This is a genomic window from Acholeplasma laidlawii PG-8A, from assembly GCF_000018785.1.
Taxonomy (GTDB): Bacteria; Bacillota_I; Bacilli_A; order Acholeplasmatales; family Acholeplasmataceae; genus Acholeplasma; species Acholeplasma laidlawii.
The window spans coordinates 1,186,663-1,205,436 of record NC_010163.1 but is presented as its reverse complement, the minus strand read 5'-3'; the positions used below and the strand labels follow the sequence as shown (position 1 = coordinate 1,205,436).

General features: G+C 36.4%; 14 protein-coding genes, 7 tRNA genes and 3 rRNA genes. 21 read left to right on the top strand and 3 right to left on the bottom strand.

Annotated elements, in window-relative coordinates; genetic code table 11:
- Positions 1–290: 290 nt before the first annotated feature.
- From ACL_RS05675 to ACL_RS05650, 6 genes are all read left to right on the top strand, one after another.
- Positions 291–1,794 (top strand): 16S ribosomal RNA (locus ACL_RS05675).
- 138 nt (positions 1,795–1,932) lie between these two features.
- Positions 1,933–2,009: transfer RNA gene (locus ACL_RS05670), tRNA-Ile, on the top strand.
- 22 nt (positions 2,010–2,031) lie between these two features.
- Positions 2,032–2,107 (top strand) — tRNA-Ala (locus ACL_RS05665).
- 67 nt (positions 2,108–2,174) lie between these two features.
- A 23S ribosomal RNA gene (locus ACL_RS05660) occupies positions 2,175–5,026 on the top strand.
- Between the two features lie 64 nt (positions 5,027–5,090).
- Positions 5,091–5,202 (top strand): 5S ribosomal RNA (gene rrf, locus ACL_RS05655).
- The 16S, 23S and 5S rRNA genes sit together here with 3 tRNA genes alongside, the layout of an rRNA operon.
- A gap of 60 nt (positions 5,203–5,262) precedes the next feature.
- A tRNA-Asn gene (locus ACL_RS05650) sits at positions 5,263–5,339 on the top strand.
- Positions 5,340–5,387: 48 nt separating this feature from the next.
- Here ACL_RS05650 and ACL_RS05645 read toward each other — a convergent pair.
- Entirely contained in the window at positions 5,388–6,134 is a 747-nt protein-coding gene (locus ACL_RS05645) for a hypothetical protein (RefSeq protein WP_012243077.1), read from the bottom strand.
- A 145-nt stretch (positions 6,135–6,279) separates the two neighbouring features.
- On the opposite strand from ACL_RS05645, the gene ACL_RS05640 reads away from it, so the two are divergent.
- The 14 genes from ACL_RS05640 to ACL_RS05575 all read left to right on the top strand — a co-directional run bounded on the left by ACL_RS05640 (position 6,280) and on the right by ACL_RS05575 (position 14,760).
- Positions 6,280–6,585, top strand: a complete 306-nt coding sequence (locus ACL_RS05640; protein ID WP_012243076.1) for a hypothetical protein — start codon at positions 6,280–6,282, stop codon at positions 6,583–6,585.
- A gap of 12 nt (positions 6,586–6,597) precedes the next feature.
- Positions 6,598–7,221 carry a uridine kinase gene (udk, locus tag ACL_RS05635; RefSeq protein ID WP_012243075.1) on the top strand — a complete coding sequence of 208 codons (624 nt, stop codon included), beginning with the start codon at positions 6,598–6,600 and terminating at the stop codon, positions 7,219–7,221.
- On the top strand, positions 7,218–7,847 hold the full coding sequence (gene mtnN / locus ACL_RS07315; RefSeq protein WP_012243074.1) for a 5'-methylthioadenosine/S-adenosylhomocysteine nucleosidase: 630 nt from the start codon (positions 7,218–7,220) through the stop codon (positions 7,845–7,847). The genes udk and mtnN overlap by 4 nt, the downstream gene beginning before the upstream one ends.
- 1 nt (position 7,848) lies before the next feature.
- On the top strand, positions 7,849–8,394 hold the full coding sequence (locus ACL_RS05625) for a DJ-1/PfpI family protein (protein ID WP_012243073.1): 546 nt from the start codon (positions 7,849–7,851) through the stop codon (positions 8,392–8,394).
- 79 nt (positions 8,395–8,473) lie between these two features.
- A tRNA-Glu gene (locus tag ACL_RS05620) sits at positions 8,474–8,549 on the top strand.
- Positions 8,550–8,557: 8 nt separating this feature from the next.
- Positions 8,558–8,634, top strand: a tRNA-Arg gene (locus ACL_RS05615).
- Between the two features lie 58 nt (positions 8,635–8,692).
- Positions 8,693–8,769 (top strand) — tRNA-Pro (locus tag ACL_RS05610).
- 8 nt (positions 8,770–8,777) lie between these two features.
- A tRNA-Gly gene (locus ACL_RS05605) sits at positions 8,778–8,852 on the top strand.
- A gap of 136 nt (positions 8,853–8,988) precedes the next feature.
- Positions 8,989–11,235, top strand: a complete 2,247-nt coding sequence (locus ACL_RS05600; protein WP_012243072.1) for a heavy metal translocating P-type ATPase — start codon at positions 8,989–8,991, stop codon at positions 11,233–11,235.
- 3 nt (positions 11,236–11,238) lie between these two features.
- Positions 11,239–11,448: a heavy-metal-associated domain-containing protein gene (locus tag ACL_RS05595; RefSeq protein ID WP_012243071.1), complete on the top strand. Its 210-nt coding sequence runs from the start codon at positions 11,239–11,241 to the stop codon at positions 11,446–11,448.
- A gap of 92 nt (positions 11,449–11,540) precedes the next feature.
- Positions 11,541–12,200, top strand: a complete 660-nt coding sequence (locus ACL_RS05590) for a DNA alkylation repair protein (RefSeq protein ID WP_012243070.1) — start codon at positions 11,541–11,543, stop codon at positions 12,198–12,200.
- A gap of 77 nt (positions 12,201–12,277) precedes the next feature.
- Positions 12,278–12,712, top strand: coding sequence for an SHOCT domain-containing protein (locus ACL_RS05585; RefSeq protein ID WP_012243069.1), 435 nt, complete (start codon positions 12,278–12,280; stop codon positions 12,710–12,712).
- A gap of 14 nt (positions 12,713–12,726) precedes the next feature.
- Positions 12,727–13,101 (top strand): SHOCT domain-containing protein, encoded by a 375-nt coding sequence (locus ACL_RS05580; protein WP_012243068.1) that lies wholly within the window; start codon positions 12,727–12,729, stop codon positions 13,099–13,101.
- Positions 13,102–13,161: 60 nt separating this feature from the next.
- On the top strand, positions 13,162–14,760 hold the full coding sequence (locus ACL_RS05575; protein ID WP_041634249.1) for a putative bifunctional diguanylate cyclase/phosphodiesterase: 1,599 nt from the start codon (positions 13,162–13,164) through the stop codon (positions 14,758–14,760).
- 50 nt (positions 14,761–14,810) lie between these two features.
- Here the strand turns inward: ACL_RS05575 and ACL_RS05570 are convergent, their stop codons facing one another.
- A complete protein-coding gene (locus tag ACL_RS05570; RefSeq protein WP_012243066.1) occupies positions 14,811–15,494 on the bottom strand; it encodes an SHOCT domain-containing protein in 684 nt (227 codons plus the stop codon).
- Between the two features lie 124 nt (positions 15,495–15,618).
- Between ACL_RS05570 and ACL_RS05565 the strand changes: the two genes are divergently transcribed.
- Positions 15,619–16,509 (top strand): Ppx/GppA phosphatase family protein, encoded by an 891-nt coding sequence (locus ACL_RS05565; RefSeq protein ID WP_012243065.1) that lies wholly within the window; start codon positions 15,619–15,621, stop codon positions 16,507–16,509.
- Positions 16,510–16,549: 40 nt separating this feature from the next.
- Here ACL_RS05565 and ACL_RS05560 read toward each other — a convergent pair whose 3' ends face one another.
- Positions 16,550–18,676: an ATP-dependent Clp protease ATP-binding subunit gene (locus tag ACL_RS05560; RefSeq protein WP_012243064.1), complete on the bottom strand. Its 2,127-nt coding sequence runs from the start codon at positions 18,674–18,676 to the stop codon at positions 16,550–16,552.
- Between the last annotated feature and the right edge of the window lie 98 nt (positions 18,677–18,774).

Sequence of the window (18,774 nt, the reverse complement as noted above, 5' to 3'; positions counted from 1 at the left end):
AACATTTTAATTTACATTTTTGCACTTTTTTTTAGAATAAAGGTTGACTTATATTATGTATGTGTTAGAATATTACAGGTTCACTTCTTCGAGAACACAAATCCAACTGTTATCTATAAGATAAACTTGAAAGTTCAACAAAATAAAAAAAGTTGTTGACAAGTAAAAATTATAATGATAGAATGATTAAGCGCTCGAAAGAAGAGACGCAAAATTGAGTCTTTGAAAACTGAATGATGATGAACAAGAGAAAACAAAAATAAGAGCTAAAATCAAAACAAAACATAAATTATATGGAGAGTTTGATCCTGGCTCAGGATGAACGCTGGCGGCGTGCCTAATACATGCAAGTCGAACGAAGCATCTTCGGATGCTTAGTGGCGAACGGGTGAGTAACACGTAGATAACCTACCTTTAACTCGAGGATAACTCCGGGAAACTGGAGCTAATACTGGATAGGATGTGTGCATGAAAAAAACACATTTAAAGATTTATCGGTTTAAGAGGGGTCTGCGGCGCATTAGTTAGTTGGTGGGGTAAAAGCCTACCAAGACGATGATGCGTAGCCGGACTGAGAGGTCTACCGGCCACATTGGGACTGAGAACGGCCCAAACTCCTACGGGAGGCAGCAGTAGGGAATTTTCGGCAATGGGGGAAACCCTGACCGAGCAACGCCGCGTGAACGACGAAGTACTTCGGTATGTAAAGTTCTTTTATATGGGAAGAAAAATTAAAAATTGACGGTACCATATGAATAAGCCCCGGCTAACTATGTGCCAGCAGCCGCGGTAATACATAGGGGGCGAGCGTTATCCGGATTTACTGGGCGTAAAGGGTGCGTAGGTGGTTATAAAAGTTTGTGGTGTAAGTGCAGTGCTTAACGCTGTGAGGCTATGAAAACTATATAACTAGAGTGAGACAGAGGCAAGTGGAATTCCATGTGTAGCGGTAAAATGCGTAAATATATGGAGGAACACCAGTGGCGAAGGCGGCTTGCTGGGTCTATACTGACACTGATGCACGAAAGCGTGGGGAGCAAACAGGATTAGATACCCTGGTAGTCCACGCCGTAAACGATGAGAACTAAGTGTTGGCCAAAAGGTCAGTGCTGCAGTTAACGCATTAAGTTCTCCGCCTGAGTAGTACGTACGCAAGTATGAAACTCAAAGGAATTGACGGGACCCCGCACAAGCGGTGGATCATGTTGTTTAATTCGAAGATACACGAAAAACCTTACCAGGTCTTGACATACTCTGCAAAGGCTTAGAAATAAGTTCGGAGGCTAACAGATGTACAGGTGGTGCACGGTTGTCGTCAGCTCGTGTCGTGAGATGTTGGGTTAAGTCCCGCAACGAGCGCAACCCTTATTGCTAGTTACCATCATTAAGTTGGGGACTCTAGCGAGACTGCCAGTGATAAATTGGAGGAAGGTGGGGATGACGTCAAATCATCATGCCCCTTATGACCTGGGCTACAAACGTGATACAATGGCTGGAACAAAGAGAAGCGATAGGGTGACCTGGAGCGAAACTCACAAAAACAGTCTCAGTTCGGATTGGAGTCTGCAACTCGACTCCATGAAGTCGGAATCGCTAGTAATCGCAAATCAGCATGTTGCGGTGAATACGTTCTCGGGGTTTGTACACACCGCCCGTCAAACCACGAAAGTGGGCAATACCCAACGCCGGTGGCCTAACCCGAAAGGGAGGGAGCCGTCTAAGGTAGGGTCCATGATTGGGGTTAAGTCGTAACAAGGTATCCCTACGGGAACGTGGGGATGGATCACCTCCTTTCTAAGGAGAAAGGCTAACTAACACTTAGCACAAGATGACTACTAGTAAGTAGTAACATTCTCTAAATTTGTTCATCATATTCAGTTTTGAGAGACTTAAATGTCACTCAAACAAGTAACCACATATTAATAATAAGTGGGGCCTGTAGCTCAGTTGGTTAGAGCACTCGCTTGATAAGCGAGGGGTCGATGGTTCAAGTCCATTCAGGCCCACCATTAATAAATATCAATAAAAATTGGGGCCTTAGCTCAGCTGGGAGAGCGCCTGCCTTGCACGCAGGAGGTCAGCGGTTCGATCCCGCTAGGCTCCACCAATATAAAATTAGGGTAACCTAATTGAGATCTTTGAAAAGTAGATAAATGATGTCTGAAAAGAAATAAGGTTAAGGAACAAAGGGCACACAGTGGATGCCTTGGCACCAAGAGGCGATGAAGGACGGAACTAACACCGAAATGCTCGGGGAAGCTGTAAGTAAGCGACGATTCCGAGATGTCCGAATGGGGGAACCCACTATGTTGAAGACATAGTATCTAACACACGTGTTAGAGGCAATACGTAGGGAACTGAAATATCTAAGTACCTACAGGAAAAGAAAGTAATAACGATTCTGTCAGTAGCGACGAGCGAACGCGGAGGAGCCAGATACCTAAGGTTACAAAATTATATAATAGATGAACGATGTGGGAAAATCGGTCGAAGAAGGTGAGAGCCCTGTAGTCGAAATTATATAATCCATGGTATCAGAAAGTAGGGCGGGACACGTGGAATCCCGTTTGAAGATAGGAGGACCATCTCCTAAGGCTAAATACTACTTGGTGACCGATAGTGAACCAGTACAGTGATGGAAAGGTGAAAAGAACCCCGGGAGGGGAGTGAAAGAGAACCTGAAACTGTGTGCTTACAATTAGTCAGAGCCCGTTAATGGGTGATGGCATGCCTTTTGTAGAATGAACCGGCGAGTTATGTTACATAGCAAGGTTAAGGATGAAGGTCCGGAGCCGAAGCGAAAGCGAGTCTGAATAGGGCGCTTAAGTTGTGTGATGTAGACCCGAAACTGGGTGATCTAGCCATGAGCAGGTTGAAGTAAGGGTAGTACCTTATGGAGGACCGAACCGCCGCCTGTTGAAAAAGGCTCGGATGACTTGTGGCTAGGGGAGAAATTCCAATCGAACTCAGAGATAGCTGGTTCTCCCCGAAATATCTTTAGGGATAGCGTCAACAAAATAGGTTTATCGAAGGTAGAGCACTGAATGTGTGATGGCCCCACCTCGGGGTACTGATCTCAATCAAACTCCGAATGTCGGTAAAGTAAGTTGGCAGTCAGACTACGGGTGATAAGGTTCGTGGTCAAAAGGGAAAGAGCCCAGACCGCCAGATAAGGTCCCAAAATATATGCTAAGTGGAAAAGGAAGTAGAGATGCACAAACAGCCAGGAGGTTGCGCTTAGAAGCAGCCATCCTTTAAAGAGTGCGTAAAAGCTCACTGGTCGAGTGACTCTGCGCCGAAAATGTACCGGGGCTAAGCATATTACCGAAGCTGCGGATTTAAAAAGATTTTTTAAGTGGTAGGGGAGCGTTCCTAACAGCGGTGAAGCTAGATCGTGAGGACTAGTGGAGCGTTAGGAAGTGAGAATGCCGGTGTAAGTAACGAAAAGACAGGTGAGAATCCTGTCCGTCATAAACCCAAGGTTTCCAGGGGAAGGTTCGTCCGCCCTGGGTAAGTCGGGGCCTAAGGTGAGGCTGAAGAGCGTAGCCGATGGATAACTAGTAGAGATTCTAGTACCAGTGTAGTGACTGATGGAGTGACAAAGAAGGATAGGCGTCCACCCTTAATGGATTGGGTGAGAAGGATTCGAGGCTAGTACTTAGGCAAATCCGGGTACTGTTAAAGCTGAGAACTGATATAAAGACGTACGAGTTCATGCTTTCAAGAAAAGCTTCTAAGGTTAATCATTATACTGCCCGTACCGTAAACCGACACAGGTGGGTGAGTAGAATATATTAAGACGCGCGAGAAAACTGTTGTTAAGGAACTCGGCAAATTGACCCCGTAACTTCGGGAAAAGGGGGACTCCTTATGAAAACGAGGAGTCGCAGAGAAAAGGCCCAAGCGACTGTTTAGCAAAAACACAGGTCTCTGCAAAACCGTAAGGTGAAGTATAGAGGCTGACGCTTGCCCGGTGCTGGAAGATTAAGAGGAGATGTCAGGGTTAAACCGAAGCATTGAATTGAAGTCCCAGTAAACGGCGGCCGTAACTATAACGGTCCTAAGGTAGCGAAATTCCTTGGCGGGTAAGTTCCGTCCTGCACGAAAAGCGTAACGATTTGGGCACTGTCTCAACAACAGACTCGGTGAAATCAAGCTGCCGGTGAAAACGCCGGCTACCCGCGATTAGACGAAAAGACCCCATGGAGCTTCACTGTAACTTGATATTGAAACTGGGTGTAAGATGTACAGGATAGGTGGGAGGCTATGAAGATAGTACGCTAGTATTGTCGGAGCCAACGTTGGGATACCACCCTTCGTGCACTTAGTTTCTAACTTCTAGATGTGTAATCTAAAGGACAGTGTCTGGTGGGCAGTTTGACTGGGGCGGTCGCCTCCCAAAGAGTAACGGAGGCGCTCGAAGGTTACCTCAGAATGGTTGGAAATCATTCTATAGAGTGCAATGGCAGAAGGTAGCTTGACTGCGAGACCAACAAGTCGAGCAGGGACGAAAGTCGGACATAGTGATCTTACGGTACCGAATGGAAGGGCCGTGACTCAACGGATAAAAGTTACCCTGGGGATAACAGGCTTATCGCTTCCAAGCGTTCACAGCGACGAAGCGGTTTGGCACCTCGATGTCGGCTCGTCGCATCCTGGAGCTGGAGTAGGTTCCAAGGGTTGGGCTGTTCGCCCATTAAAGCGGCACGCGAGCTGGGTTCAGAACGTCGTGAGACAGTTCGGTCTCTATCTATCGTGGGCGTTGGAAATTTGAAGGGAGCTGTTCCTAGTATGAGAAGACCGGAATGGACGCACCCCTGGTGCACCAGTTAGTACGCCAGTACTACAGCTGGGTAGCTATGTGCGGAAGGGATAAACGCTGAAAGCATCTAAGCGTGAAGCCCCCCTTAAGATGAGATTTCCCAATTAGTAAGACCCCTCAAAGACTATGAGGTTGATAGGCCAGGTGTGTAAGTACAGCGATGTATTCAGCTTACTGGTACTAATAGGTCGAGGACTTAACCTTTCGTGATGATTCGCATCACATTCTTTTCAGAGAAAATCATTTATCTAGTTTTGAGAGCATTATGTCTGGTGACGATGGCAAGATGGTTCCACCTGTTCCCATCCCGAACACAGAAGTTAAGCATCTTAGCGCCGACGATAGTTATTACAATTAGCGAAAATAGGACGTTGCCAGGCATTTACTTTCTTAAATATTTTATATGTAGCTTAGTGTCACCCATGAATTATCAATTGTAAGCCTACTTAGCTCAGTTGGTTAGAGCACCTGACTGTTAATCAGGGGGTCGCTGGTTCGAGTCCAGCAGTGGGCGCCACTTTTTTTATAAATTAAAACTCACATGAACTGTGAGTTTTTTATTTGTCTAAATATGGAGTAATTCATTGATTTTATCTAATAAATAAGGGTTAATTTCAAAGTTTTCAACTAAAAACTTCAACATTTCATGCGCAGATTCCTTATTTTTATCATATCCTTGTCTGAATTTAGGAAGTAGATCTGCTGCTTCAGTGTATTTAAATTCAATGCGTCTTTCATAGACATAAGGGTCAAAATAGTCATCCAATTTCTTAAAAATACTGTCAAATAGGCGTAAAATATTATCGAATGCATGGTTTTGAATAAAGGTTGTAGCACTAGAAATCTCGCCTCGATGTAACCTATTTAAACCAATATAAATATTTGTTAGAGCTTCATTTAAGTGGTAATTTTTGTCAATTACTTTCTTCTTTGGCATATTATTTGGTGCAACAAGTGATACATCAAAATCATTTGTTTTATAGTAGACGATGCCTCTAGTAAAGTGTGCATCAACTATTTCTTTTTCTGTAAATACTGCAAATTCAGCAAATACACCATCATCAAATAACACTTTATAACCATCCATAGTATTCTTAAAGATGTAAACAAGTGGTCTTACACTTAACCATTTCAAATCCTCTAAAAATGACTGTTTAGAACCTTCTTTTACAATTAAGAAGAAATCCATATCCGAGTAATTATCAGCACGTCTAACCTGAGACATACTGCCTAATCCTAATAAACATTGACAATCTTTATAGCTTTTTAATTTTTCTGCTAACTTTTCCATTCTTTGGATTGCTTTTACCATAGTCTTACCTCATTTTTTTACTTTAATACTATTATAAAATAAATTTAAATAATCATGGGAAATTTGATTAATTATATAGTTTCACACCTATTTATGATGATTTCATATATAATAGTAATGAGAAAATATTTGAAGGAGAATTCACATGCCACCATTTTTTTCAGGGTTTTTTACAATCTTTTTTATCGTGTTTATTATAGTTGTTGTTGTAAGTATCACTAATACTCTAAAAATTAGAAAGAGAAATCATGAACCGATAAAGAAATTTAAGGTGAATGGAAAATCATACGTAATTTATTCAAAACTTAACTATAATAGATATTACAATAACCAAGTTAGGTATGAGTTAAGAGATTCAGATGGTAATGTTTTAGGTTCATTTAACAGTTTAAATGATATATTAGTATTACTAAATCTAGATGAATTCCCTCAAGAAGATATCTTTAATTGATAGGAAAAATATATGAAAAAACCATTTTTTATGATTGTAGCAGGCGGTTCAGCCTCTGGTAAGTCAACAGTTGTTAAGTCCATATTAGAAAAAGCAGGCATTCAGCATGTATTAGTCATCAATCAAGATGACTATTACTTAGATCAAAATGAACTTCCAATGCACGAGCGAGTACTCATGAACTATGATCATCCTAAAAGTATTGATATTGAACTATTAAAGAAAGATATCTTAATGTTACTTGAAGGAAAAACAATTCATAAACCTACATATGATTATAGTAACTACACAAGAAGTGAAGTGATTGAAGAAGTAGAATCCAAACCAATTATTATACTTGAAGGTATTTTAAGTTTAGTAGATGATTCTATTCGTGACCTTGCTGATTTAAAACTCTACGTAGAATTAGATGATGATATCCGTTTTATTAGACGTCTTTCAAGAGATGTTAAAGATAGAGGACGTACGATGCAATCAGTCATCAATCAATATATAACTACGGTTAAGCCAATGTACCACAAATTTGTAAAACCAACCAAACGTTATGCTGATATCATCATACCTAATGATGATAAACACAGTGCAGCAGTGGATGTCATTGTCAACATGCTTAAAACTGTAAAGGAGTCTATATGATAGTTATTATTGCAGCGATGCTATCTGAAGTAGAAGTACTTACTTCCAATTTAAACTTAAAATCAACACACCCTTATAACATATATGAGGGTAAATACCAGGGACAAGATGTGATGCTTATCATTTCTGGCATTGGTAAAACAAATGCATCTAGTGCACTATCACATATCTTAACATTGCATCCTGAAACTAGATTTATAATCAATCTTGGTATCGTTGGTGGACATAAGGTGAATCTTTATGATACATACCTGGTATCTGAGGTCACTTACCATGATGTGGATTTAACGATATTTAACTATGAATATGGACAAATTCCTAAATATCCAACACTCTATTTTACAGATACTAAAATACTAAATAAATTAGAAGATTTCAATCAAATCAGATTATACACAGGTGATATATTCTCTACAAAACCAATTAATCCAAATTCATATATCGTGGATATGGAAGGTGCAAGTATTTATCAAGTAGCGCATAGCTACAAATATCCTGTATTAGCTATTAAAGTAGTATCCGATGTATTAGGTAGTCATGACCAAATGGAAGTATACAAAAAAAGTGAAACAGAACTATCTAATGCTTTAATTGATGCACTCGATCAAGTATTAGAGGTGATTTAATATGAAAGGTCTCATCATTTTTTCACACGGTATGGAAGATAATGAAGCACTATCTACTTTAGCTTTATTAAGACGTGCAGGGATGCACATAGATTCTGTAACTAAAGAACCTGATTTATATGTGAAAACGGGTTTTGGTATCACTGTTAAAGCAGATTACCATTTACATGATATTAAGCTATCCAATTATCAATTTTTAATCATACCTGGTGGTGGCTATGTAGCTAAAGTGATTGATCATGCAGACTATATATATGACCTAATTAAAGCATTTAAAAGAGAAGATAAGGATATCTATGCAATCTGTGCTGCACCACGCTTTTTAGGCCGATTAGGACTCTTAGACAACCTAGACTTTACAGCCTTTCCGGGCTCCGAAGAAGATGCTAAATTAGGGCATTACTTAGCTTCTAAAAAAGTTGTAGTTACACCTAGAATTATCACTGCAAGATCAGCAGGGGCTGTAATTGAATTTGTATATCAAATTATTAAGAAAAATCAAGATGAAGCATTATCTAAATCGCTTATTAACAACATTATGTATTGATTGCTACAAATCAAAAAAAATGTCATTTAATTGTTGACAAATCATAATAAGTTGATATAATTATACATGCGCATTAAGTGGCCCGTTGGAGAAACGGTTAACTCACATGCCTTTCACGCATGCACTCACGGGTTCGAATCCCGTACGGGTCACCACTTTATTTGCACCCATAGCTCAATTGGATAGAGCGTTTGACTACGGATCAAAAGGTTAGGGGTTCAAGTCCTCTTGGGTGCGCCATTTAATGATTGACAAAGTAAAAAAACTTTGATACAATTATTTAGCGCGACAAAGTAATCGGGAAGTAGCTCAGCTTGGTGGAGCACTTGGTTTGGGACCAAGGGGCCGCAGGTTCAAATCCTGTCTTCCCGACCATTTTACTTGCGGGTGTCGTATAATGGTTATTACCCCAGCCTTCCAAGCTGAAGACGGCGGTTCGATTCCGCTCACCCGCTCCATTAATTTACAAATGATGAGATCTGATAAAGGTCTTTTTTTTATATTTATAATGCCAGCTCCTTGACAAATTGGTAGTTACTATTGTAAGATATATATACCCCCTACATAGGGGTATGAGAAAGATAAGGTGATTAGATGAAACATGAAAATTTAAGTGTTAAAGGTATGACATGTGCATCCTGTGTAGCATCTGTTGAAAAAGCAACAGCTAAACTAGAGGGTATAACAAATGTCAATGTCAATTTAACAACCGAAAAGTTAACCTTTGATTATGATATGGATAAAGTTTCTATCGAAGATGTTAAAAAGGCTGTAAAAGCTGTTGGCTATGAAGTTTTAACAGAAACAGAAACGGCAGATGAGCATCAACTGAGAAAAGAACAAGAAATTAAGAACTTATGGACTAGATTTTTGGTATCCGCAATTTTTACATTACCGTTACTATATATTGCAATGGGTCCTATGATCGGATTGTGGTTACCGGATTTTATGCATCCTGACCTAAGTCCCCTAAATTTTACGATTATACAAATTATTCTAACAACACCAGTCATGATTATTGGGTATCCGTTCTTTAAAATAGGTTTTAAAACACTTTTTAAACTAAGCCCTAATATGGATTCATTAATTGCTATTGGAACCTCTGCAGCCTATATATATGGTGTATATGCACTCATTATGATTATTAACGGAAATCATCATTTTGTACACGATTTATATTTTGAATCAGCTGCAGTGATTCTAACACTTATTACATTAGGTAAATACTTAGAATCTATTTCTATTGGTAAAACATCTGCTGCAATAAAAAAGTTAATTGGTTTAGCACCAAAGGAAGCAACTATTCTAAGAAATGGCATTGAGGTAAGGGTTGCTATTGAAGATGTGGTTGTAGGCGATATAATCGTTGTTAAACCAGGGGATAAACTTCCTGTAGATGGTGTTGTCACTTTTGGTCACACATCAATTGATGAATCGATGTTGACAGGTGAATCTATTCCAGTAGAAAAGCAAATTGGTGATTTGGTTGTAGGTGCAAGTATTAATAAGTTTGGAACAATTCATTATAAGGCAACTAAAATAGGTAAAGATACAGCACTTGCTCAAATTATTAAACTTGTAGAAGATGCTCAAAGTTCTAAAGCTCCAATTGCAAAACTAGCAGATATTATTAGTGGATACTTTGTACCGGTTGTTATTGTACTTGCTATCATCTCAGGATTACTTTGGTATATATTTGGTGGTCAAGACCTAAACTTTTCAATGACAATCTTTATCGCAGTTTTAGTGATTGCATGTCCTTGTGCACTTGGACTTGCAACACCAACCGCAATTATGATTGGTACAGGTAAAGGTGCTGAGTATGGTGTTTTAATTAAAGGTGGTGCATCACTTGAAACACTTCACAAAGTAGATACAGTGATTCTAGATAAAACAGGAACTATTACACAAGGTAAACCGGTTGTTACAGATATCATTACAACAAGTGAAATCGATGGACTAAATCTTCTAAGACTAGCTGCATCCGCAGAAAAAGGATCAGAGCATCCATTAGGTGAAGCGATTGTACTAGATGCGACATCTAAGGGTATTGAACTGACTACACCTTCTAAATTCCATGCCATACCAGGACATGGTATTGAAGTGGTGATAGAAGACCAAGTTATTCTACTAGGTAACCTAAAACTTATGAAAGAACAAGCTATCGATTTATCAGAATTATTTGATCAATCAGAAAACTTAGCTAACCAAGGTAAGACACCAATGTTTGTAGCAATCAATCAAAAGTTAGCAGGTATGATTGCAGTTGCAGACACCATCAAACCAACCTCTAAACAAGCCATTGATAAACTCCATCAAATGGGTGTAGAAGTTGTTATGATCACAGGTGATAATAAACTCACTGCAGATGCAATAGCAAAACAAATAGGCATTGATTTAGTCTTATCTGAGGTCTTACCAGAAGATAAAGCAAACGAGGTTGAAAAACTTCAAAATAGTGGTAAAAAAGTGGCTATGGTTGGTGATGGTATAAATGATGCACCAGCACTTGTCAAAGCTGATGTAGGTATCGCTATTGGAAGTGGTACGGATGTTGCGATAGAATCTGCGGATATTGTATTAGTAAAAAATGATTTATTGGATGTTGCAAATGCAATTCATTTAAGTCAAAAAACAATTAAGAACATTAAAGAAAACTTATTTTGGGCATTCGGGTATAATGTACTTGGTATACCTATAGCAATGGGCGTATTACATCTATTTGGTGGACCACTATTAAATCCTATGTTTGCTGCAGCAGCAATGAGTCTAAGTTCTGTTTCAGTACTTGCAAATGCATTAAGACTAAAACGATTTAAACCGATCGTAAAGAAAGGATAAACTATGAAAACAACAGTATACATTGATGGTATGCATTGTAAAAATTGTATGGCTAAGGTGGAAAAATCACTTTCAACAGTTGAAGGTGTTCAATCTGCTAAAGTGAATCTTGATAAAGGTTTTGCAGTTCTAAAGACTAAAGACCCAGTTAATCATGATGTTATTTTAGATACAATTCATACTCTTGGTTACGAAGTTAAAGAGATTAAATAATCAACACAAAAAGTATATTGATCATATCAATGTACTTTTTTCATTCCATAAGGATATAATCAAAGTAGTTTAAATTTGAAAGGAATCATACAATGACATTAGAACAAGTAATGAATGATTTGAAATTAAACTCTAACGCTTCTAGAAAAAAGAGTTTATTAAAAGCCGGTGCAAGTGAAAATACCTATGGTGTATTATTAGGTTATTTAAGAGCTTATGCTAAAAAAATAGGTACCCATCATGATCTAGCATTTAAACTTATGCATACATTAAATACAGATGCTATGCTACTTGCTGTCATGCTGTTTGATGTATCTAAATTAAGTGCTAAAGAAGCATATGATGTGTTAGGTATTATCACATTTGATCAAGTACTCGATGATTTTATGTTTAGAGTAGTTACCTTGATTGAAGAAGTAGATGTGTTGTATGATATGTTAAAGGATAGTGACTCTGATATGTTAAAACGTGCACTTTGGGCGATTAACGTCGAACGTGTTCGTCTAAAGATAATAGATGATAATGAAGTTCTTTATCTTTTAGACAACATACAACGCAACTTAGTGGATGAAACACCTAAAGCTCAGTGGATGATGAATCGATGCTTTGCACAAATAGGCATTACTTATGAAGCATATAGAACAAAAGTATTAAATTTATCAGAAGAATTAGGTGTTTATAAAGATATGAAAGTCGCTCCTGGTTGTACATCAGCCTATGTTCCTAATTGGATACATGCAGTTATAAAATAAAATTATCAATTATTTTTGAAATATCGAACGAATTATAATATAATAATTTATGTACGTACGAAAGGGGATTATTCTAAATGAATAAAACGTTATTAACAATATCTCAGGTGTTTGTAGCTATCGCTGCTGCAGTGATAGGTATTTATGCACTAATCTTTATGTTTGTTTTAGGCCAAATTGAAAGTGATGTCACCTTCAATATCGTTGGTTTGGTGATGTTTATCATTGTGGGATTTAACATCTTTGTGTTTATTAGAATTGGACAAGCCAAAGACAATCCATATATGAAAACTGAAATTATCATATACAGTATTATCTTATTACTGACATCTAATATTCTTGGTGGTGTCTTTGCACTACTTGGTGTACTGCTTGAAGATAATGGCCAAACTCAAAGCGAAAGTTCATCATTAGAAAAAAGATTAAAAGACCTAGATAACTTGTTTGATAAGGGTTTAATCACTTTAGATGAGTACCATGAACGACGTAAAAAAATAATAGAAAGTGTCTAAAAGGGGCAAAAAACATGAACAAAACATTCTTAACAGTAGCACAAGTATTCGCAATTATTTCAGGGGTTTTATTTATTTTCCCGGGCGGATTATTAATCTTCCCACTAGTTCTAGCATACTTTAACTTTAAAGCTGCATCAGTATTTGATAAAGCTAAAAAAGGTGAAGCAACAAAAGAACAAGTTACAAACTATAGTATTTACTTAATATTCACTTCAACAATTGGTGGCATATTTGGTTTACTCGCTGGAACTGGTGTAAGTTCAACAGACACAGAACCAGTAACTGTAGAACAAAAACTAAAACAATTAGACGGATTATTTGACCGTGGTGTGATTTCAAGAGAAGAATATGAAGCACGCCGTAAAGCAATTTTAGAAAATATTTAAAATCATAAATAACTGTCTTAATTCACTTAACTTACACTATACAAACTAATGGAGTTACAAATGCAAAATAATGTTCATCAGGATGAAAAAAAAGTAAAATCAGCGTTTAGGGAATCAACTGAAATCACATTAGCATACTTTATATGTGCTTATGCATATATATGGTTTAGTGATTGGTTGATTTTAGAGTATGTAACAGATCCAAACACCGCTCAAGTGATTCAAACTCTCAAGGGCTTTATTTCTCTGGGTCTTATTGGCCTGGTCTATTATATTATTGTGTATAGAAGAGTTAAGAAGTACTTATCAAATAATGAACAATTAAAAAAGGTTCTATTTGAATTAGAATATCAAAATAAACAACTGACCACCTTAGAAGAAAAACACTTCAATTTAGCCTATTTCGATGCTTTAACGGGCTTAATCAATCGTAACCGATTAGAGATTAAGGTTAACCGTTTAATTCAAAATAGAACACCTTTTGCGCTGCTTTATCTAGATATTGATGACTTTGGTGCAATCAACGAATTAAAAGGGCATAAATGGGGTGATGAGGCATTATTACTCATTGCTAAAGAACTTACGAAGGTTGGTAAGGAACATATTGTAGCTCGAATGAGCGAAGATTCATTTGTTCTAGTATTCTATCAATTTGAACATCTAGATGAAATTAAGACACTTGCGGATTTAAGTATCAACAAAGTAAAAAACTTAATGTCTAAACAAAGTGAAGCTTACTTTTACTCAGCATCTGCAGGGGTTGCTATCTATCCAGATCACGGACTGGTATATGGAGATATCTTAAGATATGCTAATCTTGCATTATCAGCTGCAAAGAAAAACGGTAAAGACCAAGTAGTGATTTATAATACCTTTATGCATGAATCCAAAGAACGTGAATATGAAATTACAAATGCCATCAAACCTTCACTTCAAAACAATGAATTTTATGTAGTCTATCAACCAATTCTAGATTTTAAATCAGGTGAAATTAGAAAGTTAGAAGCACTACTTAGATGGAATCACCCATCCATGGGTTATATTCCACCAAATAATTTTATATATCTATCTGAAATATCGGGTTCTATTTTAGAACTTACACACTTTTTATATGATAAGGTATTTGGTCAAATTAAAACTTGGAATGAAATGGGTAAACACTTTACAGTAGATATTAATATTTCACCCAAGGTATTGATGCATCCAACATTCATAGAAGATATTGGAAGTTACATCAAAAAACATGAAATCGATCATAAACAAGTGATTATTGAAATCACTGAATCGATGGCACTTGAAAATATTGATCAAACAATCATCGTCTTAAAACAACTCAAAGAGAAAGGTTTTTTAGTCGCATTAGATGATTTTGGAAGTGGATATTCTTCATTAACTTACTTTAAACATTTACCAGTAGACATTATTAAAATGGATAAGGACTTTATCGCCAAAATTGATAAATCACCAACTGAAAGACATTTCTTAAAGTTTGTTTTAGACTTATCGCATGCGATGTCTAAAAAGATAGTTTTAGAAGGTGTTGAAACCATTGAACAAATTGATATATTAAAACTACATGATGTAGACTATGTCCAAGGTTTTTATTATTATAAACCACTTGAAGTATCACAATTAAATGAAATCATTCTATCCAAATAAAAAACTGCGTTATACCCTAATTTAAGGTATAACGCAGTTTCTTTTTTTAATTATTCTTTATCGATTAAATCTAGTCTTGTTTGATACTCTTCTTGAGTGATGATACCACGTTCGTATAACTTAGATAACTCTAATCTTTTGTTTGGTACTGCTTTAGCAGGTGCTTCAACTACAATCGGTGTATCTGTAACCATTTGTTGGATACAAAAATACAACGCGATAATAGAAATAATAGAGAACACCATACGAATAATCGATTGAAAAGTCATAAATGTTACAAGTGGTGAAATCGCAATAAGTAACAGAAGTGAAACTGATAGTGCTACAATCACAAACTTCTTAGTGAACTTATACTCAAATCTTTGTTGAGTTAAGTGAAGTAGTACAAAGAGTACAGCAATTTCAAATAAGACGTGTCCTAATAATAACCCTAAGATGAAGATCACTTCAAGTTCAGTTGAATTGATCACATCAGATAATGTCTGACTTCCTACGATACCATAAAGAATATTAAAGGCACCATATATGACCAATACGATTGCAGCAATCTTATCAAATGATTTGAATTGTAAGATGAGCATAAATGCGACTGCAATTAATATAAAGGTATCAAATGTGAAGCTCAATGTCAGAAAAGATTCTGAAAAGTAATCCTGTAGCACAAATGAGGCAATCAGTGCGAGCATTAAAGAAATACCACCTGTTAGTAAACCTAGATTATATGTTTTTTTCATTGTTTAAATCTCCTTTAGTTAATGATACCAAGTATTTAGCATATTTTCAAATCATTTATATGTAAAACATACACACAAAATACATGTTCTTTGATATTATATAATTAAAGGGGCGGTGATTAATATGAACTATGGCATTATTGATTTAGGATCTAATTCACTTAGGTTAGAAATATTTACGTATGAGAATCATAAACTAACCAATATATTTTCAAAAAGAGAAGTTGTAGGTTTAGCGAGTTACTTATTACCCGAAGGCTATTTATCTGATTTAGGTATCGATTCTGTGATTCGAGTTGTTAAAGATTTTATGGAAGTAAGTCAAAGTTATAAATTAGAAAAACTATTTATGATTGCGACTGCAACGATTAGAGAAGCACGTAATCAAAATGAAATCTTAACCCGTATTAAAACAGCATCAGGGATGAAAGTAGAACTACTAGATGAAGAAAAAGAAGGCTATTATGGCTATAAAGGTGTATCACTTAATCACAAAATTGATAGAGGGTTAATTGTTGATATTGGTGGTGGTTCCACAGAGTTATCACTCGTAACTGATGGTAAGCTTAAAGACTCTGTATCGCTTAATTTAGGGTCATTAAACACCTATATTACCTATGTCAAAGAAATTTTTCCAACTACACATGAAGTAGAACGTATTTCATCTGCAGTCGTTGCAGCATTAAAACTACATAAAGTAGATAAAGTAGATGTGAAAGTAGCTTATGGTATAGGTGGAACTGTTCAAGCAAGCCTTGTTTTACTACAAAACTTTTACCAAAAGAAGTTTGATAAGTTAACACGTCAAAACATTCAAGATTTAATTTCAAAGATAGATCCTACTAAGAAAAAGACGTATCTATCCATTATTCGTATGATTCCAGAACGTATTCATACGATTATGCCAGGTCTAATAATTTTAGAAACTTTAATGAATTTCTTTAATATTGAAGAAATTATTGTAAGTAAATCAGGTATTAGAGAAGGTTACTTGTTAGAACAAATCCAAAAATAAAGATATCCCTATCACAAATTAGTGATAGGGATATTTTAATTTATGAGACTAATTTAATGTTTAATGTATCATTGTCTACAATAACTTCATAGTGATGATTTGGCAGTACATCTTCTGAAATGATTGCTTTTGCGATAAATGTTTCTATGTCTCTTTGGATATAACGTTTAAGTGGTCTTGCACCAAATTGTTCATTAAATCCGTTTTTGATAACGTATTTTTGAACATCTTCACCCAATGTAATGTAGATGTTTTCTTCTTTTAATTTTTCTGAAAGTTCATTGAGTAGTTTTCTTGTGATATCCACTTGAACTTTAAATCCAAGTGAGTTAAATGTAATAATTTCATCAATTCTATTTAAAAATTCTGGTTTAAAGGATTGTTTTAGCAGTTTATCTATTTTTTCTTGGGCATCACTTGCGTTTTCTAGTAAATATTGACTGCCAATGTTAGATGTCATAATAATGACAGTATTTTTAAAATCTATTGTACGACCTTGTCCATCTGTTAAGTGACCATCATCTAATACTTGAAGTAGGATATTAAAGACTTCAGGATGTGCCTTTTCAATTTCATCAAATAAGACGATTGCGTAAGGCATACGTCTTATTTTTTCTGTAAGTTGACCGCCTTGATCATAACCTACATATCCTGGAGGTGCGCCGATTAAACGAGAGACACTATGTGATTCCATATACTCTGACATATCTATACGAACAATATGATTTTCTGAGTCAAATAAATTTTCAGCAAGTGCTTTAGCAGCCTCTGTTTTACCAACACCAGTCGGACCTAAGAATAAGAATGAACCAATTGGTCTATTTGGATCTTTGATACCTGCACGATGACGTAATATGGCGTTACTAATCAGTTCTAGTGCATGATCTTGACCTAATACACGTTTACCTAGGCTTAAACGTAGGTTTCTAAGTTTTTCTCTATCACCTGATACTAGTTTTGTTACAGGTATATGGGTCCATTTACTTACGATTTCAGCAATCGATTCAGGGGTAACAGTTTCTGTTAGAAGTTTATCATCTGTTGAAGTATCTGATAATTCAGATATTTCTTTTTCTAGATTAGGTATTTTTGAGTATTGAAGTTCTGCAGCCTTAGAATAGTTACCTTCGTTATAAGCAGTATTAAGTTCGTTTTTAAGTTGTTCCAAGGTTTCTTTTTTGCGTTTTGATAAATTAAGTTGAGATTTTTCTTTTTCCCATCTACTTTTTAGACTGGCTTCCTCTAATTTTAAATCATCAATCTCAGATTTAATTTTAGATAGACGCTCTTTACTTAATGTATCTGTTTCTTTACTTAAAGCAGATTTTTCAATTTCTAGTTGTAGTATTTTTCTTTGAACATCATCAAGTTCCACTGGCATAGAATCAATTTCCATACGAATAGAAGCACAAGCCTCATCAATAAGGTCGATTGCTTTATCTGGTAAGAATCTATCTGTAATGTAACGTGCTGATAGATTTGTAGCAGCGATGATGGCACCATCAGAGATGTGCACACCATGATGTGCTTCAAATCGATCTTTAAGTCCACGTAAGATAGAAATTGTATCTTCCATAGTTGGTTCAGTCACAGTGATCTTTTGAAATCTTCTTTCGAGTGCACTATCTTTTTCAATATATAAGCGGTATTCATTTAATGTTGTAGCACCAATACAGTGAAGTTCACCACGTGCAAGCATTGGTTTTAAGATGTTTGAGGCATCCATTGCACCATCTGCACGACCAGCACCTACAATATTATGTAATTCATCAATAAATAAGATGATTTGGCCATCGCTTTCTTTAATCTTATTTAAAACATCCTTCAAACGTTCTTCAAACTCACCTCTAAATTTTGCACCAGCAACTAATTGAGCTAAGTCTAGTTCATAAACAATTTTATTTTGCAGACTTAAAGGTACGTCTTTATCAACAATTCTTCTAGCTAAGCCTTCAACAATCGCTGTTTTACCCACCCCCGGTTCACCAATTAAAACAGGGTTGTTTTTGGTTTTTCTAGATAGAATTTTAATAATACGTCTAATCTCTTCCTCACGACCAATCACTGGGTCGACTTTACCTTCTTTAACAAGTTCTACAATATTTCTACCGAACTTTTTTAAAATGTCAGGATCTTTTGAATAATCATCCATTGGGTTAAATTGCATATTATTTCCTCCTTAAAATTCTATAATATAACATTATTATATGCCGAATAATTGGCACTGTCAAGTGATGAGTGCTAATAATGAGTGATATAGGCAAA